At 63.1% G+C, this 24,501-nt stretch carries 24 protein-coding genes and 4 tRNA genes; 19 read left to right on the top strand and 9 right to left on the bottom strand.

Annotation, left to right across the window (positions count from 1 at the left end; translation table 11 throughout):
* The first annotated feature begins 6 nt into the window (after positions 1-6).
* The 8 genes from O1A05_RS11480 to O1A05_RS11445 all read left to right on the top strand — a co-directional run bounded on the left by O1A05_RS11480 (position 7) and on the right by O1A05_RS11445 (position 9,982).
* Positions 7-336, top strand: a complete 330-nt coding sequence (locus O1A05_RS11480) for a DUF6504 family protein (protein WP_270105345.1) — start codon at positions 7-9, stop codon at positions 334-336.
* Complete coding sequence (locus O1A05_RS11475) at positions 333-3,845, top strand: DNA polymerase III subunit alpha (protein WP_270105343.1); 3,513 nt, start codon at positions 333-335, stop codon at positions 3,843-3,845. The genes O1A05_RS11480 and O1A05_RS11475 overlap by 4 nt, the downstream gene beginning before the upstream one ends.
* The gene (locus O1A05_RS11470; RefSeq protein ID WP_270105341.1) at positions 3,842-4,570 is read left to right on the top strand and encodes an AMIN-like domain-containing (lipo)protein; all 729 of its coding nucleotides are present in this window, start codon (positions 3,842-3,844) and stop codon (positions 4,568-4,570) included. The genes O1A05_RS11475 and O1A05_RS11470 overlap by 4 nt, the downstream gene beginning before the upstream one ends.
* 190 nt (positions 4,571-4,760) lie before the next feature.
* Positions 4,761-6,671, top strand: coding sequence for a threonine--tRNA ligase (gene thrS, locus O1A05_RS11465; RefSeq protein ID WP_442867690.1), 1,911 nt, complete (start codon positions 4,761-4,763; stop codon positions 6,669-6,671).
* A 16-nt stretch (positions 6,672-6,687) separates the two neighbouring features.
* Entirely contained in the window at positions 6,688-7,332 is a 645-nt protein-coding gene (locus tag O1A05_RS11460; protein WP_270105339.1) for an HIT family protein, read from the top strand.
* Positions 7,333-7,336: 4 nt separating this feature from the next.
* Positions 7,337-7,975, top strand: a complete 639-nt coding sequence (gene pgsA, locus O1A05_RS11455) for a phosphatidylinositol phosphate synthase (RefSeq protein WP_270105338.1) — start codon at positions 7,337-7,339, stop codon at positions 7,973-7,975.
* A gap of 7 nt (positions 7,976-7,982) precedes the next feature.
* Positions 7,983-8,726 (top strand): GOLPH3/VPS74 family protein, encoded by a 744-nt coding sequence (locus O1A05_RS11450; RefSeq protein ID WP_270105337.1) that lies wholly within the window; start codon positions 7,983-7,985, stop codon positions 8,724-8,726.
* Positions 8,727-9,718: 992 nt separating this feature from the next.
* Positions 9,719-9,982, top strand: a complete 264-nt coding sequence (locus O1A05_RS11445; protein WP_270105336.1) for a hypothetical protein — start codon at positions 9,719-9,721, stop codon at positions 9,980-9,982.
* 154 nt (positions 9,983-10,136) lie between these two features.
* On the opposite strand, the gene O1A05_RS11440 is transcribed toward O1A05_RS11445, so the two are convergent.
* The 3 genes from O1A05_RS11440 to O1A05_RS11430 all read right to left on the bottom strand — a co-directional run bounded on the left by O1A05_RS11440 (position 10,137) and on the right by O1A05_RS11430 (position 13,119).
* Positions 10,137-11,537 carry an IS1380 family transposase gene (locus O1A05_RS11440; RefSeq protein WP_270105289.1) on the bottom strand — a complete coding sequence of 467 codons (1,401 nt, stop codon included), beginning with the start codon at positions 11,535-11,537 and terminating at the stop codon, positions 10,137-10,139.
* 141 nt (positions 11,538-11,678) lie between these two features.
* Positions 11,679-12,137 (bottom strand): SufE family protein, encoded by a 459-nt coding sequence (locus O1A05_RS11435; RefSeq protein WP_270105334.1) that lies wholly within the window; start codon positions 12,135-12,137, stop codon positions 11,679-11,681.
* A gap of 70 nt (positions 12,138-12,207) precedes the next feature.
* A complete protein-coding gene (locus tag O1A05_RS11430; protein WP_270105333.1) occupies positions 12,208-13,119 on the bottom strand; it encodes a sulfurtransferase in 912 nt (303 codons plus the stop codon).
* Positions 13,120-13,384: 265 nt separating this feature from the next.
* On the opposite strand from O1A05_RS11430, the gene zapE reads away from it, so the two are divergent.
* Positions 13,385-14,443 (top strand): cell division protein ZapE, encoded by a 1,059-nt coding sequence (gene zapE, locus O1A05_RS11425; protein WP_270105332.1) that lies wholly within the window; start codon positions 13,385-13,387, stop codon positions 14,441-14,443.
* A 19-nt stretch (positions 14,444-14,462) separates the two neighbouring features.
* Here zapE and O1A05_RS11420 read toward each other — a convergent pair whose 3' ends face one another.
* The 5 genes from O1A05_RS11420 to O1A05_RS11400 form a co-directional block, all read right to left on the bottom strand.
* The gene (locus O1A05_RS11420) at positions 14,463-14,789 is read right to left on the bottom strand and encodes a GNAT family N-acetyltransferase (RefSeq protein ID WP_270105330.1); all 327 of its coding nucleotides are present in this window, start codon (positions 14,787-14,789) and stop codon (positions 14,463-14,465) included.
* Positions 14,790-15,011: 222 nt separating this feature from the next.
* Positions 15,012-15,085: transfer RNA gene (locus tag O1A05_RS11415), tRNA-Gly, on the bottom strand.
* 24 nt (positions 15,086-15,109) lie between these two features.
* Positions 15,110-15,181, bottom strand: a tRNA-Val gene (locus O1A05_RS11410).
* A gap of 64 nt (positions 15,182-15,245) precedes the next feature.
* A tRNA-Cys gene (locus O1A05_RS11405) sits at positions 15,246-15,316 on the bottom strand.
* Positions 15,317-15,330: 14 nt separating this feature from the next.
* Positions 15,331-15,404 (bottom strand) — tRNA-Gly (locus O1A05_RS11400).
* Between the two features lie 156 nt (positions 15,405-15,560).
* Here O1A05_RS11400 and O1A05_RS11395 point away from each other — a divergent pair.
* From O1A05_RS11395 to hisF, 10 genes are all read left to right on the top strand, one after another.
* Positions 15,561-16,424 (top strand): cytochrome, encoded by an 864-nt coding sequence (locus O1A05_RS11395; protein WP_270105328.1) that lies wholly within the window; start codon positions 15,561-15,563, stop codon positions 16,422-16,424.
* Positions 16,425-16,428: 4 nt separating this feature from the next.
* The gene (gene def / locus O1A05_RS11390) at positions 16,429-17,007 is read left to right on the top strand and encodes a peptide deformylase (RefSeq protein ID WP_270105327.1); all 579 of its coding nucleotides are present in this window, start codon (positions 16,429-16,431) and stop codon (positions 17,005-17,007) included.
* Positions 17,007-17,969: a methionyl-tRNA formyltransferase gene (gene fmt, locus O1A05_RS11385; protein ID WP_270105326.1), complete on the top strand. Its 963-nt coding sequence runs from the start codon at positions 17,007-17,009 to the stop codon at positions 17,967-17,969. Before def ends, fmt begins: the two co-directional genes overlap by 1 nt.
* Positions 17,966-19,600 (top strand): RsmB/NOP family class I SAM-dependent RNA methyltransferase, encoded by a 1,635-nt coding sequence (locus O1A05_RS11380; protein WP_270105325.1) that lies wholly within the window; start codon positions 17,966-17,968, stop codon positions 19,598-19,600. Before fmt ends, O1A05_RS11380 begins: the two co-directional genes overlap by 4 nt.
* On the top strand, positions 19,593-20,279 hold the full coding sequence (rpe, locus tag O1A05_RS11375) for a ribulose-phosphate 3-epimerase (protein WP_270105324.1): 687 nt from the start codon (positions 19,593-19,595) through the stop codon (positions 20,277-20,279). Before O1A05_RS11380 ends, rpe begins: the two co-directional genes overlap by 8 nt.
* Positions 20,276-21,013, top strand: coding sequence for a nicotinamide riboside transporter PnuC (gene pnuC, locus O1A05_RS11370; RefSeq protein WP_270105323.1), 738 nt, complete (start codon positions 20,276-20,278; stop codon positions 21,011-21,013). The genes rpe and pnuC overlap by 4 nt, the downstream gene beginning before the upstream one ends.
* Before the next feature lie 49 nt (positions 21,014-21,062).
* Positions 21,063-21,662 carry a hypothetical protein gene (locus O1A05_RS11365; protein ID WP_270105322.1) on the top strand — a complete coding sequence of 200 codons (600 nt, stop codon included), beginning with the start codon at positions 21,063-21,065 and terminating at the stop codon, positions 21,660-21,662.
* Positions 21,663-21,712: 50 nt separating this feature from the next.
* Positions 21,713-21,976, top strand: coding sequence for a phosphoribosyl-ATP diphosphatase (locus O1A05_RS11360; RefSeq protein ID WP_270107575.1), 264 nt, complete (start codon positions 21,713-21,715; stop codon positions 21,974-21,976).
* A 78-nt stretch (positions 21,977-22,054) separates the two neighbouring features.
* Positions 22,055-22,906 (top strand): ATP phosphoribosyltransferase, encoded by an 852-nt coding sequence (gene hisG, locus O1A05_RS11355; protein ID WP_270105321.1) that lies wholly within the window; start codon positions 22,055-22,057, stop codon positions 22,904-22,906.
* Positions 22,907-22,945: 39 nt separating this feature from the next.
* Positions 22,946-23,716, top strand: a complete 771-nt coding sequence (gene hisF / locus O1A05_RS11350) for an imidazole glycerol phosphate synthase subunit HisF (RefSeq protein ID WP_270105319.1) — start codon at positions 22,946-22,948, stop codon at positions 23,714-23,716.
* A 15-nt stretch (positions 23,717-23,731) separates the two neighbouring features.
* On the opposite strand, the gene O1A05_RS11345 is transcribed toward hisF, so the two are convergent.
* Complete coding sequence (locus O1A05_RS11345) at positions 23,732-24,454, bottom strand: TIGR03085 family metal-binding protein (protein WP_270105318.1); 723 nt, start codon at positions 24,452-24,454, stop codon at positions 23,732-23,734.
* Positions 24,455-24,501: the final 47 nt, after the last annotated feature.

Genomic DNA, 24,501 nt, shown 5'->3' with positions numbered 1-24,501 from the left:
CACATCATGGGAATGTTCACACAGTCGGTCGCCGTCAGCTGCACCACCACGGGCATGCCGTTGCACGTGGAAGTGCAGGGGCGCAGTTACACGGTGGCCGCACCGCCGCGGCGCTGGTACGAGCGCCGCCGCTGGTGGGCCGAGGAGTACCGGGCCGAGCGCGGCCGCGGTGCCGGGCTGGTCGATCACGAGGTCTGGCGATTGCAGGTGCGGCTGAGCCGAGCCCGCACGGCGCCGCTGCTGACCATCGACGTCGCCCACCACCTGGATTCCGGACGTTGGCGGCTGATCCGCGTCCACGATGCGGGCGCCCTGACCCTGCGGGAGACGGCATGAGCCCAGCCACAGCGTCAACCCCGTTCCCGCACCTGCATGTCTCCAGCGCCTTCTCCGCACACTACGGGGTGTCCTGGCCGCAGGAACTGGTCGAGGCTGCCGCAGCGCAGGGTGCCCAGACGCTGGCGTGCACGGATCGGGACGGGCTTTACGGCATGGCCAAACACTTGAGTGCATGCCTGGCCTCCGGAATCTCCCCGATTGTCGGGGTGAATGTGGCGGTGCGCTGGAACGAAGAACAGAGTGCCGGACGGGTGGTGGTGCTCGCCCGAGGCCACGACGGCGGGGCCGGCTATCACGCCCTGGTTCGACTGATTTCCGCCGCCCACGCCCACACCCGGGGCGGTGCCGCCGGCGGCAGCCCCTGGGTGAGCCTGACCGAGCTGGCCGAGCACATGGCGCCGGACCCCGGTGCACCCCGGTTGCTCGTGCTGATCGGCCCGGATTCTGATGTGGGCCGGATGCTGGGATCTCGGCGCTACGCGGCCGGACGCACCCGGCTCAAGCATTGGCGCAAGGCACTGCCCTTAGGCGGGGTGCGGGTGGAAGTGGTGAGCCACCTGGCCGCCCCCGGTCAGCGACTCTCTGCCGCGCACGCCGCCAAAATGTTCCGGGTCGCCCGGGAACTGGAACTGCCCGCCGTGCTCACCAATGCGGTGCGCTACGCCAGCCCCGATGGCGCGGCCACCGCCGATGTGCTGGACGCGGTCCGGGCGCTGAGTTCCCTCGACACCGTGGCCGATATGCAGCCTAACGGCCAAGGGTGGCTGAAATCCACGGAGACGATGCACCTACTGGCCCGCGAGATTGTGCACGACGCCGGCTACGGGGCGCACGAGATTCAACGACTGCTGGACGACACGCACGCCACCGCTGAGGCCTGCCGTATCGACCCGGCCGGCGATATTGGTTGGGGGCAACCCCGCGTGCCGGAGGCCTCCGTGATCGGGCTGGAGCAGCACTCGTACCGGGAACTGCGCGAACGCTGTCTGGCCGGGATGGGGCAGCGCTACCCATACCTCGGCCCCGGCACCCCCGCGGAGGCTTCCGTGCTGGGGCGCCTGGACCATGAGCTGGGGATCATCCAGAAGCTAGGGTTCTCCAGCTATTTCCTCACCGTGGCCGAGGTGGTCTCCATGATCGAGCAGATGAACGTCCGCGTGGCAGCCCGCGGCTCGGGGGCATCCTCCTTGGTGAACCACCTACTCCGAATCTCCGCGGTGGACCCGATCGAGCACGACCTGATCTTCGAGCGTTTCCTCTCCCAAGACCGTTCCACCCTGCCGGATATTGATATCGACGTGGAATCCGCCCGGCGCCACGAGGTCTACGACGCGATCTTCGCACGCTTCGGCACCGAGCGCACCAGCCTGATGAGCATGCAGAACGGCTACCGGGCCCGTGGCGCCGTCCGCGACGCCGGGTTGGCCCTGGGCCTAGAATCCGAGCGAGTGGACGAGATCGCCAAACAGCTGTGGCGGTTCTCTGCCTCCAGCTTCCGCGAGGCCATGGAGCGCATGCCGGAGCTGCGGGGATTCTCCGACCGGCTGCAGCAACAGCGCGCCCAGGGGGAAGCGCAACTGGACTTGTTGGTAGACCTCACCGAGCGCCTGGACCGGTTGCCCCGGCATATTTCCATGCACCCCTGTGGGGTGATCCTCAGCGACCAGACGCTGCTGGACCGCACCCCGGTGCAACCCTCCGGCATCGGGCTGCCGATGAGCCAGTTCGATAAGCACGACATGGACCCCATGGGGCTGCTCAAGCTCGACGTGCTGGGGGTGCGCATGCAGTCGACCATCGCCTACACGATCCAAGAAATTGAGCGCACCACGGGGGAGAGCATCGACTTAGAGCAGGTGCGACTCGACGACGAACCCACCTTCGAGATGATCCGTACCACCCACACGCTGGGCTGCTTCCAGATCGAATCTCCGGGGCAGCGGGAGCTGCTGGGCAAGCTGGGCCCCACCGAGTTTAACGACCTGATTATCGACATCTCCCTGTTCCGTCCCGGACCGATGAAATCCGATATGGTGCGGCCCTTCCTCGATTACCGGCACGGCGACGACGTCGCCCACTACCCGCACCCGGATTTGCGCCCGGTGCTGGAAGAAACTCACGGGGTGACCGTCTTCCACGAACAGGTCTTGCGCACCTTCGACACCATGACCGGGTGCGGGCTGGCCCGCGCCGATGAGTTCCGCCGCGCCATCGGTTCCTCCGGCGAGCACCAGGTCGAGGAGTTCTTCCGCTCCGAGGCTCTGAAGCGTGACTACCCGCTGGACGTCATCGACGCGGTCTGGAGCACGTTGCAGGCGTTCGGATCCTTCGGGTTCTGCAAGGCCCACGGGGCGGCCTTCGCTGTGCCCACCTACCATTCGGCCTGGTTGAAAACCCACCACCCGGAGGCGTTCTTCGCCGGGATTCTGGAGCACGACCCGGGGATGTACCCGCGACGACTCATGGTCGCCGAAGCCCGCCGGCTGGGCATCCCGGTGCTACCGGTCGACATCAACCGCTCCACCCAGCAGATGCGTATGGAATGGGTGCCTGCCCACCCCGAGATCGAGCAGAGCGGCCGGTGGGGCATCCGCCTGTCCTTGACCACCGTCTCCGGGCTCAGCGAGGCCGAACGCCAGCGAGTGGTGGCCGGACAGCCTTACACCAGCCTGGCCGATATTCGTGACCGTGCCCGTCCCAGTCGACGCAACCTGGAGCGGCTGGCCGAACTGGGTGCCCTCGATGGGCTGCTGCCCGCGGGCGGGGCCTCGCGCACCGACCTGGTGCATCATCTGCAGCTCACGCATCAGCGCTCCAGCGCACCGCGCACCCGGCCCATTGAAGGTCAGCTGAGCTTCGAGCTACCGGATACCGAACTCACCGCACTGGCCCCGTTGTTCCCGGACCCCACCGTGGCCGAGCAGGTGCGCTCCGAACTGGATCTCACCGCCATGGACATCACCGGGCACCTGATGCACTCGCACGAGCCCTATTTACACGCTCTCGGCGTCACCCCGGCCGAGCAGTTACTTTCCCTGCGCAGCCAGACCCGCGTGCTGATCGCCGGGGTACGCGTGGCCACCCAGACCCCGCCGATGCGCAGCGGCAAACGCGTGGTCTTCATCTCCGTGGACGATGGCACCGGGGTCGTAGACACCTCCTTCTTCACCGAAGCTCAGCATCAGAGCGGGGAAATGCTGTTCTCAGCACGACTGATGCTCATCGAAGGCACCACCCGCCGTACCGGAACCCGAGCGGTCAGCGTCCAGGCCATCCGTGCCTGGGATCTGCACCAGCCACACACGTTGCCCGACCCCGACTACCTCAACTCCACCCGGGACCAGTGGACCGCTTGGCTGCGTCGGGACCGCGCCCATGCCCCCGACGACGTTCCCCATCACGCCACTGGCTCCTGGCCCGTCAAACGCGGCAGCCTGCCCGCCATCCCCGTTCCGCACCCCGACACCTGGGAGATGTTGCCCACACCGGATACTCTGGAGACATGACGACGCACACCCCGAACCGCTCGTGGCAGCCCACCCGCAGCCGCACCGCCGCAACCGCGCTGTTGGCCGCCGCCGCCCTGGCCCTGAGCGCCTGCACCGGGGCAGACGACCCCGAGGAGTCGACCCCCAGCACCTCCGAGGCCACCGCGTCGGCCACGGCCAGCCCTACCACCGAAGACACCGCAGCCCCGAGCCCCTCCGAGACCACGGAGGAGACCACTTCGGCCGCTCCGGACGCCACCGAAACGGACACCGACCCCGACGGCGACGATTTCACCACCGGTGAGCAGAGCACCGACAACTTCCCGGACACCGACACCACCAGCACCGGGTGGTTCCCCACCGGGGTGCGCGCCTCCGCCCACGACGGCTTCGACCGTGTCGTCATTGATCACGCCGGCAGCGGCCACCCCGGATTCCTCGCCGAATACACCACCGAGGCACTGGCCCCCGGCTCCGGCCACCCCGCCGACCAGGACGCACCCGCCTACCTGGCCGTGCACCCGGTCGGACTCGCCGGGCACGAGGAGATCGACACCGACGTCGCCCTGCCCAATGGCTACACCGTGACCGAGCTCAACACCAGTGTCGTCACCGGGGTCACCACGCACCTACCCTTCGAGGCCGCCTCCAGTTACTACATCGGACTCGACACCGAGCGAGCCTACCGAGTCTTCACCTTGGATGACCCGGCGCGCCTGGTGATCGACATCGCCACCGATTAACCCGTGCACCTGCCGTAGAATGACCTGTGGCCGCGTGGTGTCCTCCGTATGGCACCCCGTCGAAAACCCAGGAGAGGACCATCCCTTGCCCGAAAACCAGATCAGCATCACCGTCGACGACCAGCAGCGTCAGGTCGCCATCGGAACTACGGGCAGCGAGCTCTTCGCCGAACAGAAGACCATCGTAGTGATGCGCGTCGACGGCGAACTCCAGGACCTCTCCCGCATCCTTAACGACGGCGCCGTGATCGAAGGCGTCGACATCAGCGATGAGGACGGCCTCAACGTCCTGCGCCACTCCACCGCCCACGTCATGGCACAGGCCGTCCAGCAGCTGTGGCCGGAAGCCAAGCTCGGCATCGGCCCTTACATCACCGACGGCTTCTACTTCGACTTCGACGTCGAGAACCCCTTCACCCCGGAGGATCTGAAGAAGATCGAGAAGATGATGCAGAAGATCATCAACTCGAACCAGACCTTCGCCCGCCGGGTCGTCACCGAAGACGAAGCCCGCGAGGCCATGTCCGCCGAGCCCTACAAGCTGGAACTGCTAGGCAAGAAGAATGACGCCGAGAACGCCGGCGAAGGTGCCTCGGTCGAGGTCGGGGCCGGTGAGATCACCATTTACGACAACGTGGATCGCAAATCCGGTGACGCCGTGTGGTGCGACCTCTGCCGCGGCCCCCACTTGCCCAACACCAAGCTGATCTCCAACGCTTTCTCCCTGACTCGTTCGGCCGCCGCCTACTGGCTGGGCAATGAGAAGAACAAGCAGCTGCAGCGCATCTACGGCACCGCCTGGCCCACCAAGGAAGCCCTGAAGGCCCACCAGGAACGCATCGCTGAAGCCGAGCGCCGTGACCATCGCAAGCTCGGCTCCGAGCTGGACCTCTTTTCCTTCCCCGACGAGCTGGGCTCCGGGCTACCCGTGTTCCACCCCAAGGGCGGCATCATCCGCAATGAGATGGAAGATTACTCCCGACGCCGCCACACCGAGGCCGGCTACGAGTTCGTCTACACCCCGCACATCACCAAAGAGAACCTGTACCAGATCTCCGGACACCTGGACTGGTACGCCGATGGCATGTTCCCCCCCATGCACATCGACGAGCAGCGTGATCCCGTCACCGGCGAAATCACCCGGCAGGGGCAGAACTACTACCTCAAGCCGATGAACTGCCCTATGCACAACCTGATCTTCCGCTCTCGTGGACGTTCCTACCGTGAGCTTCCGCTGCGGCTGTTCGAGTTCGGTGCGGTCTACCGCTACGAGAAGTCCGGTGTCATCCACGGGCTCACCCGTGTGCGCGGGATGACCCAGGACGACGCCCACATCTACTGCACCCGCGAGCAGATGAAGGACGAGCTGACCAGCACCCTGAACTTCGTGCTGGACTTGCTCAAGGACTACGGGCTCAACGACTTCTATCTCGAACTGTCCACCAAGGACGACGAGAAATTCGTGGGTACCGATGAGGCGTGGGATGAAGCCACCCGCACCCTGGAGGAAGTGGCCACTGCTTCCGGTCTCGATCTGGTTCCGGATCCAGGAGGTGCGGCGTTCTATGGTCCGAAGATCTCGGTCCAGGCCCGCGACGCCATCGGTCGTACCTGGCAGATGTCCACGATTCAGCTGGACTTCAACCTGCCGGAGCGCTTCGACCTCGAATACCAGGCCGCAGACGGTAGCCGTCAGCGTCCGGTGATGATCCACCGCGCCCTCTTCGGCTCCATCGAGCGCTTCCTCGGTGTGCTCACCGAGCACTACGCCGGAGCATTCCCCGCATGGCTGGCCCCGGTGCAGGTGCGCGCCATTCCGGTGGCCGAGGCATTCAATGACTACCTCGGTGAGGTCGTGGACAAGCTGCGCGCCGAAGGCATCCGGGTAGAACTCGACACCAGCTCCGATCGATTCCCGAAGAAGATCCGCACCGCATCCAAGGAAAAGATTCCCTTCGTGCTCATCGCCGGTGGCGAGGATGCCGAAGCCGGGGCCGTGTCCTTCCGATTCCGTGACGGAAGCCAAGACAATGGTGTCGCCGTGGACGACGCCATCGAGCGCATCGTGGCCGCCGTGCGAGACCGTCAGCCCTCCGCCTAGTATGAGCGATGAGCCGATGACACCAGCGGACGATGCTTTTGGCTCGTCTGCTCCGGGGGAGCACCGGGTCGACGACTTCGAACTGCCCGGAACCCCGGACGGTTTCGACCGCCTGTGGAACCCGCATCGGCTGGCTTATGTGAGCCGCGGACAGCACCAGGTCAAAGACCGGGACTCCTGTCCGTTCTGCGCGGCACCCCAACGCGACGACACCGACTCGCTCATCATTGCCCGCGGGACAACCTGTTTCGTGGTGATGAACGTGTACCCCTACAATCCGGGACACCTGCTCGTTTGCCCCTACCGTCACGTTCCCGACTACACGGATCTCACGGTCGAAGAGACAACGGAATTCGCTCGGCTCACCCAAATCGGCATGACCGCGTTGCGGTCCTCCGGTCGACCTGCCGGGTTCAACTTGGGTATGAATCAGGGCACCGCCGGGGGAGCAGGTATTGCCGCGCACCTGCACCAGCACATCGTGCCGCGCTGGAATGGTGACGGGAACTTCCTGCCCATCATCGCTCAGACCAAGAACATCACCGCCAGCCTCGATCAGCTCCACGCCACCCTGCACGCCGTGTGGGACGAAGCGGCCGCAGAATTCGACCGGAAGCAGACGGACCGTGATTCGGCGCCGGCACCGGGGCGGGGCGACTGAGAACATGCTCAACAAGTACGCCCGCGCCCTGTTCACTAGGATTTTCACGCCGGTGGCCCGCCTGTTGCTGGCCCTGCGCCTTACCCCCAATATGGTCACCGTCATCGGGGCCGCCGGGGTGTCGCTCGCAGCCCTCATCTTCTACCCTGTGGGTGAACTTTTCTGGGGCACCGTGGTGATCACCCTGTTCGTGTTCTCCGATCTCATCGACGGTGTGATGGCCAGGCTCTCGGGCAAGACCGGTCCCTGGGGTGCGTTCCTGGATTCCACCTTCGACCGGGTCCAAGACGCCTGCGTGTTTCTGGGGTTGATCTTCTGGTACTTCGGCGCCGGTGATGACCCGGTGATCGCCGCGGCGGCCGGAATTTGCTTGGTGTCCGGCATGCTCGTGTCTTACGTGCGTGCCAAAGCCGAGGCGATGGGGCTCGACGCCGACGTCGGAATCGCGGAGCGTCCCGAACGTATGGTGGCCACCCTGGTGTTCACCGGGTTTACCGGACTGGGATTGCACCCGATGGTGCTCACCGTGGTGCTCTTCTTGTTGGCGGCGGCTTCCATTTTCACGGTCGGCCAGCGAATCATGCGTGTCCGCCAACAACTCCACCGCGATCCTGCGAGCGGAACGTCGGCCGCTGGGGAATAATGGCGCCATGACCACCACCGAGAATACGGGTCGTCCGTTCAACCTCCCTGAGTATTTTCTGCTCCTGGCGCTGGATTCCGGAGGGCGATTTCGTGTGACCGAACACGACGTGGACATGGGGCTCGCCGGAGCGGTGCTGGCAGACCTAGCTCGTCGAGGACGGATCGTGGTCACGGAAAACCGTGTCGAGATTGCGGAGGACCCTGCATCGATTCTGGACGCGGGAGACGCTCCCGAGGGGTGGCAGCCCGAAAACGCGCTGGAACATCCGCTGGATCGGGTGCTGTTGCTGATGAACGATGTCCCCGAACCCATGGACGCGGAGCAGTGGGTGAACCGACTGGCTACCCGCCAACTACGAGAGGTCGTGGTCGAGGCCCTGGTTGAGCGCGGCGCCATCCAGGTGAAGCAGATCAGACGCTTCGGGCTGCTGAAACGTACCCGCCACTTCAAGAACGAGACTTTCTACGAGCTAGACCTCAAAGTGCGGCTGGGTGTCGTGATGAACCGTGAGGAACCGCTGGACCTAGTCACCTGGCCGTTGCTGTCGTTGATGCATGTCACTGGACTGTTGGAGCGGCTTTCCCCTGAATCCCGTCGGCCCAAAATCACTGATCTACTCGAGGAAAAATACGAGTCCTTGGAATCCGCTCAGGAGAAATCGATCTACGAATCGCTACACGCCGTAGAGAACGCGATTTCTGAGCAGCTCGTCGCCACTCGAGGCGGTCCCTCCGGGCTGAATGCCTGAGAACGTGCTGGCAATTGGACAACCTGGTAGGCACTCATATGTGGTGACCTACCGCACTAAACGACGGGCAAGGTCACGTTAATCGGAAGTGCAAGTCCGCGCGGGCACCGTTTCGTCGATGACAAGAATCTGAGAGAGCCATCATGGTAAATGTTCATCTTATGATGAACGTGTGGACGTGCGATGAGAACGCTTCATAGGATTTCTGCAACCTGCGTGTCGATTGCCGCCGTCCTTCTGCGGTCTCCGCCAGCACACTCTTCTGTGTCTGAGCCTGGTGGTCGTCTGTCTTGCAGTCATCCAAAACGAATTATTGTCGAAGGATTCTTGGGTTTCCCCGGAAACAGTTCGTTGCAGTTGGATGGAATCCCACAAGACTCCGGCTACTTTGTCGGAAGCTTCTTCTTGACCACTGGTCATGGGAAGAGTTCTGGGTATTGGACGATTAGCACGAGTGGGGAAATTTCTTCGGTCAGCGTCAGGTGCGGTGATTTTGGCCCCATGAATATCGAGCCCGGTGAATCGACGTCGATGGCGGGGGATGGAAACGGGTGAACGATTCCGTGTAGAGAATTAGCCTGGATGTGCCAGTAGCACCGAGTGGAACGATTCGGTCACCTAAGCTCATGAAGAAGTATCGGCAAATCCTCGATGCGTTGGACATCCCAGCAAGAATTGATTTCACCGGCGTACGCTACGGGAGATGAGTGAAGCTGATGGTCAATTCGTCGGGCAAGTCATGGAACTCGTAAACGCACGGTTTCCGGATGTCTACGCTGATCCGGCATGGGACAACTATACCTATCGAAGACCGCCCCCCTTCGAGGTCCTGTCGAAGAATAGTCGTGGTTTGAGTTCTGGTAACAATCAACGCGTCGGCTTAAATGTCCGATTGCCATCCACTTCACTCCACTCGGATGCTTCACTAAGACTCTGCGGTAACGGTGAACCGAGAACCGTCGAGGAGCCACGGTGGCGGAGAGGAAGAGATCATGAAGTTCACTCAGCGTATCGCTGGAGCTGGAGCCGCTTTGGCCGTCCTCGGGGGCGTAGCGTTTGCTGCACCTGCACAGGTTGCCGCCGAAGTAACCGGAGCCGATGCCACCGAATGCAATAACAAGTTCACCTGGGCTGTGCACAATTACGAGCAGCAAGACTACAAAGTGTTCGTGGAGCCCTGCAGCTTCAACACCTGGTCATGGCATAAAACCACTGATTACTTGGGTAACTACTCAGTGGTGAAGAAGTCCGTCTAAGCCTCGATCCACCGACGCGGGTTCAGGCCGGAGTGTGATTCCGGAAGCACCGGGTGAATCGATTTTGGGCGTGAGGAAGTAACCGGCCTCGCTGCCGGTGGTGTTCCACTGTTGGTCCTTCGGTCGTGCCGGGGCGCAGCGTTCGGTCGGTTGGCTATGCCGATTGTGGTGGCGGGTGGATGGCGGTGAAGAGCCGTTCGAGTCCCTGTTGCCAGGGCCAGGCCTCGGGCAGTCTGATTCGAATTTTGCGGGCGCTGGAGGCGATTCGGGCCGGGATGTTCACGAGTCTGGCCCGGATGGTGCCGGTGCGGGCTTTGGTGAAGGTGCCGGCGGCGAGGATCCCGGCGGTGCGGGTGAGGTTGTAGGCCATCACCGCGCAGACCAGCCAGGCGCTGTTGGCCCCGAAGTGGCCGGAGGGCAGGTGGGCCAGGGCGCTGTCTTTCAGGTCGGCGTTGACTTGCTCGATGATCGCGTGTTGCCGGTGGGTCCGGTCCGCGGCCACCGTGTCCAACACTTCCGGATCCACGGTGGTGAAGAAGGCGTGGAACCGGTGCGTGTCGAACAACGTCGGCTGCCCGTCGTCCTGCCTGAGGTTCAGTTCTGGGATGCGGCGCACCACCAGCCGTCCGGGGATCCGTTCGGCTTTCTTTCTCGAGGTGAACGCGGTGAAGGACACCTCGGCGACCTCGGCTTTGGAGGCCCAGGTGCCGGTGGTCTCGTCGTAGATCGCCTCGGGGTATTCGATGCCGGTCCAGGCATCGTCGGCGATGGTGGCGATGGCGGCCTTGACCGCCAGATTCATCCGCACGGTGACCGAGACGTCGGCACCGGCTTTCAACGCGGTGGCCACGGTGGCGTGCCCGTAGAAAGCCGAGTCGGCACGGACCAACATCCGGGCGCCAGAGTCCGGAGGCAGTCGCTTGAGCGTGGCCAGCGCGTCGGCGATCAACCGGCAGGCCCCGCGTGGGGAGCCCACCGCTCCGCGACGCAGACGCTGACCCAAGATCACCGGGGCCGCAGTCTCGGTGCTCGCCGTGGCCAGCAAGGCGTTGAGTCCACGCACGCCCGAGTATCCGTACCCGGAGCCCTGCTTCTGATAGCCGTGGACCTCGATGATCGTGTCGTCCACATCCACATAGACGAACTGTCCGGCGCCGGGGCTTCCCAGCACCGATGCCCTGACGGAGAGGTTGGCCAACAGTCCGGAGGCGACCGCGTCGAGCTGGCGGACGTGCCCGAAGGTGAACGCACGCAGGAACGAACCCAGGGTCGAGGGCGCGTAGCAGGCGTTGAAGATTCGTTTCATCGCCCCGTGGCGCAGGATGGCCATGTCGTCGATCGAGTCGGCTCCGGCGCACATGCCGGCCACCAGGGCCGCGATCTTGGCCCCGGCGTTGGCGCCCTTGTCGGTCGGCACCGTCAATCGCCCCTTGGCCAGCTGGTGCAGGCCGGCCTCGGCGGCCAGCTCCATCATCGGGACCAGTCCGGCGGAGCCGATGAGGTTCGGCTCGTCGAAGGAAGCTGACAGTGCGGAACGGGTGTGGGAAACTTGCATCTGCGAGATGCCCTCTCATCGCGGTGGAACGGAACCCTGAACAAGTGCCATTCTTCCCGGTCAGACGGGCATTTCGTTCTTAATTACGTACCAGTACCAAGCATGCTCATCGGTGGATCAAGGCTAAGTGACCGGAACGGATCAGGCGCCAGCGAGATGCTCCGTGATGTTGCGTTTGATCCGTCCCAAGAGGGCGCTCATACCACGCAGACGCAACGGGGTGAGCGCCCGATTGAGACCAAGACGGTTGGGTACGTCGTCAGGTACGCCGAGAATCTGAGACGCAGGTAGCCCTGACAGCCCCTGAACGATGACGGAGCCGAAGCCACGTGTGGTCGGCGCCTCGGCAGGAGCCGAGATGATCAGCGTCGTGGCAGGATCGTCCGGATTGGTGGAGTCATCAAACTCGACCGCCAAGAACAGCGGGGTCTGACACTCCGTGACCTGTTCCATCTGGTCTTCGTGACCGGCGTAGCGACTCGGCACCTCGGGGAGCTCTTCGGAAAATTCGAAGAGCAGCTCCAGGCGCTCGGCCTCGGGGACCTCTTGAAAGTCTTCAAAGATGTTCGCGAGTGCCGCAGGAATGGACGCGTCGGTCACGGTGGTTCCTCCACTAACGATGAAAAATTGCTGGGGTGCGTGATGGCACGCACCCCAGCATAGTGTCTGATTAACGCTGTTGCGCCTCGCCGGGCTGCTCGCCCACGACGATCGGCAGGCGCACCGAGTTACCCCACTCGGTCCAAGAACCGTCGTAGTTCCGCACGGATTCATAGCCCAGAAGGTGACGGAGCACGAACCACGTGTGGGACGAACGCTCGCCGATACGGCAGTACGCGATCACCTGATCCACGGTCCCTAAACCGGCCTCGTCCCGATAAATTTCCTCGAGCTCAGTACGCGACTTGAAGGTGCCATCTTCTCGGGCGGCCTTGGCCCACGGAACGGAGGCAGCGGTCGGGATGTGACCGCCACGCAAAGTGCCTTCCTGGGGGTAGCCGGCCATATGCGTGGTCTCACCGGTGTACTCAGGGAAGGAACGCACGTCGATAAGCGGCAGATTCCCGATGCTGTTCAACGCGTCTTCGCGGGACGCGCGCTCGGTGGTGTCGTCCCGCTCGATCACGGGGTAGTCGACTGCTTCGACAGGAGGGACCTCTTTGGTAACCTCGCGCTCTTCAGCGAGCCACTTGTCGCGTCCGCCGTTCATGAGGCGTGTGTCCGGGTGGCCGTAGAGGGTGAAGACCCACAAAGCATAGGCAGCCCACCAGTTGGACTTGTCGCCGTAAAACACCACGGTCGTGTCGCGGGTGATTCCCTTGGAACCGACTACACGGGCAAATTCTTCGGGACCGATGAAATCGCGGGTCACCGGATCGTTGAGCTCCGTGTGCCAATCGATCTTGATGGCACCCGGTATGTGACCGGTGTTGTACAACAAGGTGTCTTCGTTGGACTCCAGGATCACCACATTGGCCTCGTCCTTGTGCGCTGCAACCCATTCGGTCGAGACCAGCTTCTCGGGATGGGCGTACTCGCTGTCCTCGATGGGGGCGCGGTCTGCATTGTTGAGCGTCGTCATGGAAGCGCTGCCTTTCTGTTGGCTTCGGATGCCTGTTTGCCGTCAGGATGGTGCCGGTCGGAAGCATCCGCTGAGTACTGTCCAGCCTAGGCAATAGTTCCCAACGGAGACACTTTGGGAAACATCATTCGATTCATACAACGCCATACAGCCCCTACGGCATTCCACAAGTCTGGCTGTCCGGGCAGAAAACTCCCGTTACCCTGCGCCCGCGCTGTAGAGTTGAGGCGCGCACTACCCCTCAACTGATGAACGGAACTGCACTGTGCCCGAGACCGTCCACCTCGCCGAGCGGAGCCCTCTGGTTTCCCCCGAAGAACTGCTTTCGGGATTCCACCCGTCCTATCGTTTCGGGGAAGTGTCCTTCGATACGTACATTCCGGATCCGACTCATCCCTCACAAGCGGGCGCGGTGGAACGACTTCAGCGGTTCGCGGCATCCATTAACGGACGCAAGTCGAAGGAATCGGGCGGACTATTCGGGTTTTTGAAGTCGAACAAGAAGAAAGCTTCATCGGAGCCCACCGGGCTTTACCTGGACGGCGGGTTCGGTGTGGGCAAGACCCACTTGCTGGCTTCGCTTTGGCACGCAGTTCCCGGTCCTAAGGCTTTCGGTACTTTCGTTGAGTACACCAACCTGGTGGGTGCGTTGTCCTTCCGCCAGACCGTCGACGTGCTCAAGGACTACACGCTGGTGTGTATTGATGAGTTCGAACTCGATGATCCGGGTGACACCGTGTTGATGTCGCGTCTGATGCGTGAGCTGGCCGACGCCGGCGTACGACTAGTAGCCACGTCCAACACCCTGCCCGGCGCACTAGGGGAGGGCCGCTTTGCCGCCCAAGACTTTAAACGCGAGATCCAGGTCCTTGCCGATCAGTTCGAGGTACTGCGAGTCGACGGTGAGGACTTCCGCCATCGAGGCCTGGTCGAGGCTCCCTCACCCTTGCCTGATGAGCAACTGGAGGGCGTGCTGGGTCAGAACTTCCCGACGGCCGGTGTGGTGGCTGAGGACGATTTTGAAGCCCTGACCGCCAATCTGTCGCGCGTACACCCGTCCCGGTATCGGGAACTGGTCAAGGACATCGATGTGTTGGTTCTGCACAACGTGCACACCATCACCGAACAGGCGATGGCTCTTCGTTTCGTTGTGTTCGCGGACCGCCTCTACGACAAAGACGTTCCGGTGATTGCTTCCGGTGTGCCCTTCGATCAACTCTTCACTGAGGAAATGATGGCCAGCGGATACATGAAGAAGTACTTCCGCACGGTTTCCAGGATGACGGCGCTGGTTCGCGAAGGTCAGCTCGCCGATCACAGCTAAGGCGGAAGTCGCCAGACCATCACCCGTTCTGACTTCGCGACATGATGGGTAATAAATCCCATGTGTTCTTAGAGTCGTTGTGCCGATTGGTGGTGTCCACGGACAGCGACACGCGAGAGTAGCGAGCTTCGGTGAGCTTCCGGAATAGGCCTTCCAATAAGGCTGTGCCCAGCCCGTTCCGGCGATGTTCGGGCGCTACGGCGAGGGCTAGATTCGGCGTGGCCGCATCGATCGTGCCATAAGCCGGTTCCTCGTCAGGACACAACCGAGACAAGGCCGCGCCGACCAGTTTCCCACAATCCTCAGCCACGAGCGCTACATCTCCTGCATGGTCGAAATTCGACACGAACCGGCTCCGTTCCGGTGTCTTCGTGATGCTGCGCGGGGGGCATGGGATTGCCAGGAGGGACGTGAATGGCCAGATAGAGGAAGTCGTCTAGCAGAGAACCCTCGGCGTCACGGTGAGTGCGTGCCTTCATTTCAGCACTGTCTTCCGAGATAGAAGTAAGCCGGAACGAAAAATCCCCGCCGATCTCACCGATATCGGTGATCCCAACGGGGTTATCCGAGCGGATGACGAGATTCGAACTCGCGACCTCCACCTTGGCAAGGTGGCGCTCTAGCCAACTGAGCTACATCCGCAAAAGCATTTTACATAATGCTTTGTGCGCGATACTGGGTTCGAACCAGTGACCTCTTCCGTGTCAGGGAAGCGCGCTACCGCTGCGCCAATCGCGCTCATGCCGATCGGTGACCCGATCGTTTGAGTAGTGCAGAACCAGTGTTGTTTTGGCTTCATGCGAGGTGGGGACGGGATTCGAACCCGCGTAAACGGCTTTGCAGGCCGCTGCCTCGCCTCTCGGCCACCCCACCATTGAGGTGCTGCGAGCGGATGACGAGATTCGAACTCGCGACCTCCACCTTGGCAAGGTGGCGCTCTAGCCAACTGAGCTACATCCGCGGGGGACATCCGGTGATCAGAACTTCGATCTCCGTATTCCAACGAGTAGCAACTCTAATACAGATTCTCGCCCGTCGTCCAATCGACGTACAGGCCGGTGTGTCGAGTGGAGATTCGGGCGGTGGAAAGTCTCGATTTTTTGCGACAATACTGGCTATGACTCAACCACTGCTGGCGCATCAGACGGAATTCGGGCGCATGTATTCGCGCACACTCAGCGGCGTCCCGGAGGTACCGTCTATCACGACGGTGATCGCTCAACAACCAGCGGACCTGACTGGCTGGGCCGGACACATGGCTGCCCAGGCGGTCATCAATGATCCCCGGCTCCCCACCGCGGTGCATGCTCCGGGACAGCTGAAGACTCTGGCACGTCATGCTAGCTCGGCTGCCGAACGGTTCCGAGACGATGCCGCCGCACGCGGAGACCGAGTGCATCAGTACGCGGAGCAGGTAGCTCTGCGGGCCCTGGGGGAACCTCATGACATGAGCGGCGCCCGATCGGCATTAGCTGAGCACAACGAGTCTGCTTTCGCCGATCGTTTCGATGAGTGGTGGGACCTCTATGAGGTGCGCCCCCTGGCCGCCGAAGTCACGGTGTGGAACCAGAGCGTGGGATACGCCGGAACATTAGATCTGGTGGCATCGATTGGTGGACGTACCTGCCTCATCGATTACAAAACCAAGGGGACCGACCGTAATGGTCGGGTCAAAACCCTGGACCCGAAGGTCGTGATGCAACTGGTGGCCGGGCTGAAAGCCGAAGAATCGTTGATCGATCCTGAGGCTGGGACCTGGGGTCCCTGGGCACACGCTGACGCAGCCATCCTGATGGGTGTGGCTGTGGGGGAGACTGAGGTGGTTGCGTACCAGGCGAACCCGCAGGTCCTTCCAGAGTATTGGCGTCGGTTCTGGTCGCTGCGCCAGGCCTGGGATTACGGGCAGCAGGCCGAACGTGCCGGTCAAGCTCTTCGGCCGATCGCGCCCCCGCCGTCGTCAACCAATCAGCCGGTAGGGTGAGACGGTGAGTATTCTGTCCATTCGCACCGTTCCTGATCCCGTGTTGCGCACCGTGTCTGATCCTGTTCCCGCCGAGCGCTGGGGCACGGAGAAGTTGCATGCGCTGATTGCCGACATGTTCGAGACCATGCGTGCTGTGAAGGGCGTCGGCTTGGCCGCGCCTCAAATCGGTATCAACCAGCGCATCTTCGTCTTTGATCTGGAACGTGAGAGCGGAGTGGTGATTAACCCCACCCTTGAGCTTTCCGAGGAACTCACGGAGGAACCGGGCGAGGGATGTTTATCTGTACCTGAATTGCACTATCAGCCACCGCGCGCCTTCTCCACAACGGTTCGGGGCGTCGACGCCGACGGGGCTGAGATCAGTTTCTCGGGTACCGGATTGCTGGCACGCTGCTTCCAGCACGAAGTGGATCATTTGGACGGGAAACTCTTCGTGGATCGGCTGGTGGGGGAACAACGCAAAGAGGCGCGTCGTCGGATGTCGGCACCGGACTATGGGGCGGCTACCGCCCAGACCCAGGCAGGACGCGAGTCGGGTCTGACTTCTAGTTTCGGGCTCCGTGGACAGGGGAGTCGCTGATGAGTACTCGTGTTCTTTTTGCCGGAACTCCCCAGACCGCTGTGCCTTCGCTCAACGCGCTGATCGACGCAGGAATAGATGTGGTGGGGGTTTTGACCCGCCCGGATGCGCCGGTGGGACGGAAACGGGTACTGACGCCATCACCCGTGGCCGCGCGAGCCGAAGCGCTTGGACTGCCCGTGATCAAAGCCTCGCGTCTGAGCGGTGAGGATGGACTAGCCGCACTGGAACAGCTTCGCGCCTGGGAACTCGACCTGGCCGTAGTCGTCGCTTATGGCGGCCTGGTGCCGGAATCCGGACTGAATATTCCTCGGCTGGGCTGGGTGAACCTGCACTTCTCGCTGTTGCCCGCCTACCGCGGTGCGGCCCCAGTGCAGCACGCGGTGATCCAGGGGGAAACCGTCACGGGTGCTTCCGTGTTCCAGTTGGAAACTGGCCTGGATACCGGTCCAGTCTTTTCCACTATCGAGCACCCCATTGCCCCCGACGCCTCCTCCGGAGAGGTGTTGGCCGCCCTCGCCGATTCCGGGGCTGCATTGCTGGCCCGAACGACAGGAGAGATCCTCGCTGGAGGTGCTGTCGCCGGGTCTCAGGTTGGCGAGCCGAGTTTCGCACCGAAACTGAGCCTAAACGACGGGGCGATCGATCCAACGGAGTCGGCCGGTGCAGTGGCAGCGCGCATCAACGGCGCCACCCCAGAGCCCGGCGCCTGGGCGCTACTCGGCCCGGGTGGGTCTGCCCGGATTAAGTTCGGCGCGGTGTCTCCAGCTCCGCACGTGTCTGTGGACGGGCTAGCTCCAGGGGCACTGATACGAGAAAAGCGAGCCGTGCATTTGGTGTGCGCGGATGGCGCGGTGACGCTGGGCCAGGTGCAGCCGGCCGGGAAGAAGATGATGAACGCGGTGGATTGGGCTAGAGGCCTCGCCGACGACGCCCGAATCGAAGCAGGTGCCACAGGATGAGCCAGTCTCCACGCCAGGGCCAATCGGGCAGGCCAGACCGCCGAGACCGCTCTGGCGGTGACCAACAGCGACGCAATGCCCAGGGGCGCACCCGTAACCGAGGCACCAGCGGTGGTCCGCGCCAATTCTCCGCGAACGCGCCGTCGCAACGTCGTCGGACGGCTGATCCGTCTCGTCTTGTGGCGTTTGAGGTGATGCGTGCGGTAGCTCGGGATGATGCCTACGCAAACCTGGTGCTCCCGCATCGGATTCGCCAGTATCGACTCGATCATCGTGACGCCGGGTTTGCCACCGAGCTCACCTACGGGGCGCTGCGCCTGCAAGGCACTTATGATGCGATCCTGACTGAGTGCGTGGACCGACCGCTGAAGGACCTCGACGTGGATGTGCTCGTCGCCTTGCGGTTGGGTGGCCACCAGTTGCTGAGCATGCGAGTTCCCGCTCACGCCGCATTGGATTCCACGGTGGCCTTGGTCCGCAGTGAAATCGGCGCAGGGCCGTCCGGGCTGGTCAACGCGGTGCTGCGCAAAGTCTCCGCGAAGGACCTGGACACCTGGCTCGCAGAGGTGGCTCCTGGCGACACCGATGACGCTGTGGCCGTGCGTAGCGCGCATCCGCGGTGGATCGTCCGCGCACTACGCCAGGCACTCGTGAGCCATGGCCGCCCGGCTGACGAGCTCGCCGATCTACTGGCGGCCAACAACACGGCACCCATCGTTAACCTGGTATCCCTACCAGGCCTCGGCGACCTAGAGCCGGTGCTAGAGCAGGGGGCCCAGCCCGGACCCTTGGCGCCGGACTCGGCCCTCTACCGCGGTGGTGATGCCGCTCGGCTCCCCGGCGTTAAGGAGGGCACCGTGCGTGTTCAAGACGTCGGATCCCAGATGACGGCGCGGGCGCTCGTGGCCACACCGCGTGCCGCTGGGTCTCCGGAGACGGAGACCACGCGGGAAGGCGAAGTGTGGTTGGATCTGTGTGCCGGGCCCGGCGGTAAGGCAGCACTGCTGGCTGCACTGGCCGCGGAACAGGGGGCCACTTTAGTGGCGAACGAGGTGGCGCCGCATCGTGCCCGGCTCGTCGAGAATGCCCTGGCCCCGGTACCGCACGATTCCTGGACCGTGCGCACGGGTGAAGGGCAGAGTATCGGTGCTGATTATCCGGATGGCTTTGATCGGATTCTGCTCGATGCGCCGTGTACCGGGCTGGGTGCCCTGCGGCGGCGCCCAGAATCCCGGTGGCGTCGGCAGCCCAGCGACCTACCCACGCTGACCAGCCTGCAACGCGAACTGCTCGAGGCAGCAGTGGGTGCCCTGCGACCCGGTGGCGTGCTGGCCTATGTGACCTGCTCACCGCACCAGGCCGAAACCATGCTTCAAGTACACGATGTGCGTCGTCGTCACCCCGACTTGGAGCTGCTGGATTCCCAAGCCACCCTGGCCGGCGTCGCGGTGACCACGGAGGACGGCGAATCCACGCTTGCCCTGGAATTGCTGGGAGCGCGTCCCGAGACCGGCACCGGAACCACCGCTCAACTGTGGCCGCACCTGCACGCCACGGATGCCATGTTCCTAGCGCTTTTCCGTAAAGCCTTGACCTCTGCTGATGACCTGGAGGATTCATCCGATGGCTGAGCTACAGCGTTCCGTTCACCTGCACCCATCGATCCTGTCCGCCGACTTCTCCCAGCTGGGTGAGGAGATCGCGCGCATTCCTAGCGCTGATGCAGTGCACGTGGATGTCATGGACAACCACTTCGTGCCCAATCTCACGCTCGGGTTGCCGGTCGTGGAAGCCATTCGACGCGCCACGAGCCTGCCGTTGGATATCCACCTGATGATCTCCGACGCCGATCGCTGGGCTCCCGGCTACGCCGAGGCCGGGGCGGAATCAGTGACCTTCCACGCAGAAGCCTCTGGCGCACCTATTCGTTTGGCCCGTGAGTTGCGCGCCCGCGGTGCCCAGGCCGGGATGGCGCTCAAGCCAGCCACCGCGCTGGAGCCGTACCTCGACATGCTCACCGAGCTGGACATGCTGTTGCTCATGACGGTCGAACCTGGTTTCGGCGGTCAGGCCTTCCTCGAGGTGGTCCTGCCGAAGATCCGTCGAGCGCGTCAGGCCGCCGATGATGCGGGCGTTCCCGTGGCCGTGCAGGTCGACGGTGGGATCTCGGCACAGACAATCACTGCGGCCGCCGAGGCGGGGGCCGATGTTTTTGTGGCGGGATCGGCCGTGTATGGGGCTGATGATCCGGATGCAGCCCTGATTGCGTTGCGTGATCAGGCGGCAGCGGCTCAAGGAAGTTGCGGATGAACTGGCTCATCGACCTCTTCAACTGGACCATCCCGGTGGGTGGTGGCGGACTGCTGATGCGCGAAGTGGTCGGCAACGTCTTCGGTCTGGCTTCGGCCCTGGGAGGCATGCGCCGAAAAGTGTGGGCCTGGCCGATCGGCATCATCGGTAATGTTCTGCTGTTGACTGTGTTTCTCTCGAGTTGGTTCGGTACAGAGGGCGCGGTGGACCTGCTGGGCCAGGCGGGCCGCCAGATCATGTTCATCGCCGTGTCCATTTACGGTTGGCGTCAATGGCGAGTTGCACGCCGAGAACGCGCTGTATCACAGTCCGAGGGGGCATCATCGACGGCCATCACTCCGGAATGGGCCGGTTGGCCAACCCGGCTGGGTCTGATTGCGGCCCTGGTGATCGGTACCGTCGCCCTGACCCCGGTGTTTCGAGCACTGGGCTCATGGGAACCGGTGTGGGCCGACGCCTGGACCTTTGTTGGTTCACTGCTGGCGACCTGGGGGATGGCAAAAGGCTGGGTGGAGTTCTGGCTGATCTGGGTGGCCGTCGACATTGTCGGTGTGCCATTGCTCTTCAGCGCCGGCTACTACGCCTCCGCCCTGATGTACCTCTTCTACGGCGGATTCACGCTCGTCGGTTTCTTCGTCTGGGCTCGAGCCCGGGCTAACGAGAAACCCGAAGTCGAAACGGTCATGCCCGATCCAACCCTGCAACGTCGACAGCGCACCGAGTCCGGAGACTAAGAGGAGGGCGGGCAGGGACCTGTCCCGTGAATGATGAAGGAGTCGCCGTATGAGCGCACCGGAAGTTCGCAGGAACTGTCTGATCGGTCCCACCTCATTGGCCGGTGTCTTTGTAGGGTCGTTGTTCGCGATCAGCGCTTGTGCCGATGAGCCGCCACGGGCCGTGATGAACGACTATCTCGTCTTCTCACAGGAATCACCAGAGGACGACGCTGAGCTACTCGAGCGGTTCCAGGGGTTCGCCTCCGATCTCGATCTCAGCACCCTGCGCCAGGTAGGTTCCGATGGCGATGTCCGATTCTTCACCGGGATGGCCACCACGGAAACCGAGGTTGAGGCCGATTCAAGTGACATCGCGGCAGACCAGCTGTGTTTCATCATCGACCACGGTCCCGATTCTGCTGCGTCCATGACATGCCCGACCATCGAAGGGTCCGAGCAGCCCGTCGCCTGGCTCTGGTCCAGCACCACCACCGGCAGCGTCGAAGCGTATCTGGTGCCCGACCAGAACCAACTCGACCTCCCTGAGGGGTGGCGTCAGATCAGCCCGAACATCCTCGTGATCGCACGCTCCGAGAGCACAGCCGACGCGGCCACCGTGATGATCGACAACGAACAAGTCGAGCTCACACGCGGCGGTAAATCTTAACAGGGGGCCTTGAGTTCCGACTCCGGGGCAGACATGGATACTCTATGACAGTGAAAACCTTCGAAGAGCTCTTCGCCGAACTGGCTGACAAGGCCCAGAACCGCCCCGCTGGTAGCGGCACCGTTGCCGAACTGGACTCCGGGGTCCATGGGATCGGCAAGAAGATCGTCGAAGAGGCGGCCGAAGTCTGGATGGCGGCCGAGTATGAGTCCGACGACGCCGCGGCCGAGGAAATCTCGCAGCTGCTCTACCACACCCAGGTGATGATGCTGGCCAAGGGCCTGACCCTAGACGACGTCTACCGACATCTCTGAGCGAGAACGTAGCCAAGCTACGTCGTTGTGACTGATCGAATCATCTGACCGCCGCTGAATCCCAGGAGAACCACATCTATGCTGCGCATTGCCGTGCCGAACAAGGGCGCCCTGTCTGAAGCCGCCCGCGACATCCTGCAAGAAGCCGGATACCGCCAGCGTCGTGACACCAAAGAGCTGGTGATGATCGACCCGGAGAACGAGGTCGAATTCTTCTATCTGCGCCCCCGCGACATTGCCGTCTACGTGGCAGGCGGATCGCTGGATGTTGGTCTGACCGGCCGAGATCTGTACCTGGACGCCCAGGTGGGCGACGACGCCGAAGAGCTACTGTCGCTGGGCTTCGCCCGCTCGACGTTCCGCTTTGCCGCTCCCGCCGGGAAGTACACCTCGCTGGAGGACCTGGCCGGTAAACGCATCGCCACCAGCTACGACGGATTGCTGGAGGACTACCTGAAGGGCCAGCACATTCAGCCCGAGCGCATTGTGCACCTCGACGGCGCCGTCGAGTCGGCGGTGTCCTTGGGCGTGGCCGATGCTATTGCGGATGTCGTGGAAACCGGTAACACCCTGAAGGCCGCGGGCATGGAGACCTTCGGCGAGGCGATCATGACCTCGGAAGCGATCCTGATCGGGCAAACGGGTAAGACCCCGGAAGGTCTGGATGTGCTGATGCGCCGTCTCCAGGGTGTGCTCGTGGCGCGCCGGTACGTGATGATCGACTACGACGTACGTCGGGAGCACCTGGACGAAGCCAGCGCGGTGACCCCGGGTCTCGAATCACCCACCATCTCTCCGCTTCAGGACGAAGACTGGGTCGCGGTGCGCTCCATGGTGCGCAAGGATCAGATGAACAAGGTCATGGATCAGTTGTATGCGCTGGGGGCACGGGCCATCCTCGCCTCGGCTATTCACGCCATCCGCATGTGATGGTGACCTCGCTGTACGCCGCTAGCTGAAGGAGTCAGAATGACCGTAGCCATCCGAGTGATTCCCTGCCTCGACGTCGATGCGGGGCGTGTGGTGAAGGGCGTTAATTTCGCCGGACTGCGCGACGCCGGAGATCCCGTCGAATTGGCACGCCGCTACAACGTTGCCGGTGCCGACGAGATCACCTTCCTCGACGTCACCGCCTCTTCCGGCGACCGCCAGACCACCTACGACGTCGTCTCCCGAACCGCCGAGGAGATCTTCATCCCGTTGACCGTGGGCGGGGGAGTACGCACCGCTGACGACGTGGACCGCCTGTTGCGCTACGGCGCCGACAAAGCGTCCATTAACACGGCTGCCGTTGCTCGTCCCGAGGTGATCGACGAAATCACCCAACGCTTCGGCTCCCAGGTCTTGGTGCTCTCCCTGGACGCGCGCCGCACGAACAACCCAGAGGTTGTTTCCGGCTTCGAGGTCACCACGCACGGCGGGCGCACCGGCACCGGCATCGACGCCCTGGAATGGTGCCGCACCGCTTGTGAGCGCGGGGTCGGGGAAATCCTGCTCAATTCGATCGACGCCGATGGCACCCGGGAAGGTTTCGACCTGGAGATGATCCGAGCCGTGCGTCAGGTGACCACTGTCCCCTTGATTGCCTCCGGTGGCGCCGGTGAACCTCACCACTTCCCGCCCGCTATCGATGCCGGAGCTGATGCGGTGCTCGCCGCCTCGATGTTCCACTTTGGACCCGACGATATGATCGCTCAGGTCAAGGACGCTATTCGCGCTGCGGGTCACCCTGTGCGCTAAGACTGCTGGCCGAGCTTAGGCGGCGTCCACCAATACGAGTGCGTGCTCGGTTCGACCGAAAGCGTGCATCACCAGTTCACCGGCCGGACCTGAAATATAGGTGCGTGACCCCACGGCCCCAGTCGCAGAGGTCGCGCGCCGTGCGCCAGGGACGAGCGTTTTCAGCGGATTCACCTCAATGCTGTCACCGTTGGTCCGCACCAGCGTGGTGCCATGGGTCGTTTTCCGGTAATGCACCCGGGCCACCGCACGTAGTTGCCGGAACAGCGCGTCCGCGTATTCCTCGGACAGCCGACGCGGAGCCCAGCGCGGCTGTGCGCGTCGCACGTCCTCGGTGTGGACATAGAACTCCAGCAGATTCGACAGTTCAGAAAGGCGGCGGGCCGGTCCGGTGCTACCCAATCGAGTCAGCACCCGGGAACCCCGAGCGCGGGCCGCCACCGGGGGACCGGTGGCAATGCGTTCCACGAGGGCGGAAAACTCGTGCGGGGTGGAGGCGCGATCTCCCAAGGCCATCGTCTTCCCGCCCAGGGGCCGGGAGAGGGGACGGACCAACAATCCCGCGGCCAGTGGGGACATTTCGCGCAGGTGAATATGTGCCGCGAGGTGTTGCGTCTGCCACCCTTCACACAGCGTGGACTGATTCGGCCCGGCTGCTAACAACGCGGAAACGAGAGCATCACGCGAGGCAAGGACGAGGTCTTCATCGTCCGGATGGACGTCGTCGTGGTCCTTCACACCTCGAAACGTAGCACGAAGCCATGACCAGCGTCAGCACGGTATCG

Origin of the sequence: Citricoccus sp. NR2, from assembly GCF_027594385.1 — a bacterium.
Taxonomy (GTDB): domain Bacteria; phylum Actinomycetota; class Actinomycetes; order Actinomycetales; family Micrococcaceae; genus CmP2.
Note: the sequence above shows the minus strand (reverse complement) of the source record. Positions and strands in the feature narration are given on the sequence as shown.

What these genes read in the sequence shown, in the direction of transcription:
- O1A05_RS11480 (WP_270105345.1), top strand. Translation starts at nt 7, where the DNA reads ATGGGAATGTTCACACAGTCGGTCGCCGTCAGCTGCACCACCACGGGC.
- O1A05_RS11475 (WP_270105343.1), top strand. Translation starts at nt 333, where the DNA reads ATGAGCCCAGCCACAGCGTCAACCCCGTTCCCGCACCTGCATGTCTCC.
- O1A05_RS11470 (WP_270105341.1), top strand. Translation starts at nt 3,842, where the DNA reads ATGACGACGCACACCCCGAACCGCTCGTGGCAGCCCACCCGCAGCCGC.
- thrS (WP_442867690.1), top strand. Translation starts at nt 4,761, where the DNA reads ATGCGCGTCGACGGCGAACTCCAGGACCTCTCCCGCATCCTTAACGAC.
- O1A05_RS11460 (WP_270105339.1), top strand. Translation starts at nt 6,688, where the DNA reads ATGACACCAGCGGACGATGCTTTTGGCTCGTCTGCTCCGGGGGAGCAC.
- pgsA (WP_270105338.1), top strand. Translation starts at nt 7,337, where the DNA reads ATGCTCAACAAGTACGCCCGCGCCCTGTTCACTAGGATTTTCACGCCG.
- O1A05_RS11450 (WP_270105337.1), top strand. Translation starts at nt 7,983, where the DNA reads ATGACCACCACCGAGAATACGGGTCGTCCGTTCAACCTCCCTGAGTAT.
- O1A05_RS11445 (WP_270105336.1), top strand. Translation starts at nt 9,719, where the DNA reads ATGAAGTTCACTCAGCGTATCGCTGGAGCTGGAGCCGCTTTGGCCGTC.
- O1A05_RS11440 (WP_270105289.1), bottom strand. Translation starts at nt 11,537, where the DNA reads ATGCAAGTTTCCCACACCCGTTCCGCACTGTCAGCTTCCTTCGACGAG.
- O1A05_RS11430 (WP_270105333.1), bottom strand. Translation starts at nt 13,119, where the DNA reads ATGACGACGCTCAACAATGCAGACCGCGCCCCCATCGAGGACAGCGAG.
- O1A05_RS11395 (WP_270105328.1), top strand. Translation starts at nt 15,561, where the DNA reads ATGACTCAACCACTGCTGGCGCATCAGACGGAATTCGGGCGCATGTAT.
- fmt (WP_270105326.1), top strand. Translation starts at nt 17,007, where the DNA reads ATGAGTACTCGTGTTCTTTTTGCCGGAACTCCCCAGACCGCTGTGCCT.
- O1A05_RS11380 (WP_270105325.1), top strand. Translation starts at nt 17,966, where the DNA reads ATGAGCCAGTCTCCACGCCAGGGCCAATCGGGCAGGCCAGACCGCCGA.
- rpe (WP_270105324.1), top strand. Translation starts at nt 19,593, where the DNA reads ATGGCTGAGCTACAGCGTTCCGTTCACCTGCACCCATCGATCCTGTCC.
- pnuC (WP_270105323.1), top strand. Translation starts at nt 20,276, where the DNA reads ATGAACTGGCTCATCGACCTCTTCAACTGGACCATCCCGGTGGGTGGT.
- O1A05_RS11365 (WP_270105322.1), top strand. Translation starts at nt 21,063, where the DNA reads ATGAGCGCACCGGAAGTTCGCAGGAACTGTCTGATCGGTCCCACCTCA.
- hisG (WP_270105321.1), top strand. Translation starts at nt 22,055, where the DNA reads ATGCTGCGCATTGCCGTGCCGAACAAGGGCGCCCTGTCTGAAGCCGCC.
- hisF (WP_270105319.1), top strand. Translation starts at nt 22,946, where the DNA reads ATGACCGTAGCCATCCGAGTGATTCCCTGCCTCGACGTCGATGCGGGG.